We start from the raw sequence: 2,139 nt of genomic DNA, 5'->3' as shown, positions 1-2,139 counted from the left end.
GCCGGCCAGGCGGCCGCGCCGCTGTTCCTGCCCTACCTCGGCGGCGAGCGCACGCCGCACAACGATGCCACGGCGCGCGGCGTGTTCTTCGGCCTGTCGCACGACACGACGGCGGCGCACCTCGGCTGGTCGGTGCTCGAAGGCGTGGCCTTCGGCATGCTCGACGGGCTGCATGCCTTGCAGGCCGCCGGCACCACGGTGGGCCCGCTGACGATCGTCGGCGGCGGCTCGCGCAGCCCGCTGTGGGCGCAGCTGTTCGCCACGCTGTACGGCGTGCCGGTGCGCACCGTGCATGGCGGCGAGGCCGGCGGGGCGCTCGGCGCCGCGCGCCTGGCGTGGCTGGCCACCGGCGGCAGCGAGGCCGAGGTGTGCCTCGCGCCCGCGCTGAACACCGAATACCTGCCCGAGCCCGCCGCGCGCCGCGATGCGCTGCTGGCCCGCCACGACCGATTCAAGACGCTTTACCCGACGCTGCGGGCCGCCTTTGCCGCAGCCTGATTCACCAGGAGACATGACATGAGCGACTTCTTCAAGGGCATCGCCCCGATCAAATACGAAGGCCCCGAGAGCGACAACCCGCTTGCCTTCCACTGGTACGACAAGGACCGTGTCGTGCTCGGCAAGCGCATGGAAGAGCAGCTGCGCTTCGCCGCCTGCTACTGGCACAGCTTCGTGTGGGACGGCCGCGACCCGTTCGGCGGCGACAGCTTCCAGCGCCCGTGGCACCAGATCGCCGACCCGCTGGAGCAGGCGCGCGTGAAGGCCGATGTCGCGTTCGATTTCTTCAGCAAGCTCGGCATCCCGTACTACTGCTTCCACGACCGCGACGTGGTGGCTGAAGGCAGCACGCCGCGCGAGAGCGTCGAGTGGCTGCGCCGCACCGTCGACCTGCTCGGCGAGAAGCAGCAGGCCACCGGCGTGAAGCTGCTGTGGGGCACGGCCAACCTGTTCTCGCACCGGCGCTTCATGTCGGGCGCGGCGACCAACCCCGATCCCGAGGTGTTCGCGATGGCGGCGCTGCAGGTCAAGGAGGCGATGGACGCCACCGTGCGGCTGGGCGGCGCCAACTACGTGATGTGGGGCGGCCGCGAGGGCTACGAGACGCTGCTGAACACCGACCTGAAGTCGGAGCTGCAGCAGATGGGCCGGCTGCTCGCGATGGCGGTCGATCACAAGCACAAGATCGGGCTGAAGGGGCCGATCCTGATCGAGCCGAAGCCGCGCGAGCCGACCAAGCACCAGTACGACTTCGACGTCGCCACCGTCTACGGTTTCCTGAAGACCTACGGCCTCGAGAACGACGTGAAGGTCAACATCGAGGCCAACCACGCGACGCTGTCGGGCCACAGCTTCGAGCACGAGATCGCGACCGCGGCGGCGCTCGGCATCTTCGGTTCGGTCGACATGAACCGCGGCGACATGCAGTGCGGCTGGGACACCGACCAGTTCCCGAACAACCTGCCGGAGATGGCGCTGGCGATGTTCCACATCCAGCGCGCCGGCGGCTTCACGAGCGGCGGGCTGAACTTCGACGCCAAGGTGCGGCGCCAGTCGATCGACGCCGAAGACCTGTTCCACGGCCACGTCGGCGCGATGGACCTGTGCGCCCGCGCGCTGCTGGCGGCCGAGCGGATGATCCAGGAAGGCAAGCTGGAATCGGCGGTGCAGCAGCGCTACGCCGGCTGGCGCGGCGCGTTCGGCCAGCAGGTGCTGAAGGGCGAGCTGACGCTGGACGCGGTGGCGCAGCGCGTGCTGGATCGCAATGCCGACGTGCAGCCGAAATCCGGCCGCCAGGAGGCGATGGAGAACCTGCTGAACCGCTACGTCTGAAATCCGCTCGCCCTGAGCCTGTCGAAGGGTCGGGCTGAGCCTGTCGAAGCCCCGCCACAATGACCTTGCCCGCGGAATCCGTATCCCTTGCTGAGTGGTTCAATCCAGGCAAGGAGAACGAAAGTGACGAAGGCAAAGAGAGCGCGCTACACGCTGGAATTCAAGCTTGAGGCGGTGCGGATGGTCAAGGGTGGGCAGAGCCTGGCGGTGGTGTCGAAGGTGCTGGGCGTGGCTGATCAGACGCTGCACAACTGGCTCAAGGCGGACCAGAGCGGCAAGCTGAACGGGCCCGGTAGCAAGCCTGTGAGC

At 68.4% G+C, this 2,139-nt stretch carries 3 protein-coding genes; all 3 read left to right on the top strand.

Features of this window, described 5'->3' with window-relative positions; genetic code table 11:
* The coding region (locus tag AC1D01_RS31535) for an FGGY-family carbohydrate kinase (protein WP_477873455.1) at positions 1-498 on the top strand (498 nt) is incomplete at its 5' end.
* A gap of 18 nt (positions 499-516) precedes the next feature.
* Complete coding sequence (xylA, locus tag AC1D01_RS31530) at positions 517-1,830, top strand: xylose isomerase (RefSeq protein WP_477873454.1); 1,314 nt, start codon at positions 517-519, stop codon at positions 1,828-1,830.
* Positions 1,831-1,953: 123 nt separating this feature from the next.
* Positions 1,954-2,139, top strand: a 186-nt coding sequence (locus AC1D01_RS31525) for a transposase (RefSeq protein ID WP_477867874.1), incomplete at its 3' end; no start/stop codon positions are given.

It is taken from the genome of Rhizobacter sp. P3_B12 (assembly GCF_056402895.1).
Note: the sequence above shows the minus strand (reverse complement) of the source record. Positions and strands in the feature narration are given on the sequence as shown.

What these genes read in the sequence shown, in the direction of transcription:
- xylA (WP_477873454.1), top strand. Translation starts at nt 517, where the DNA reads ATGAGCGACTTCTTCAAGGGCATCGCCCCGATCAAATACGAAGGCCCC.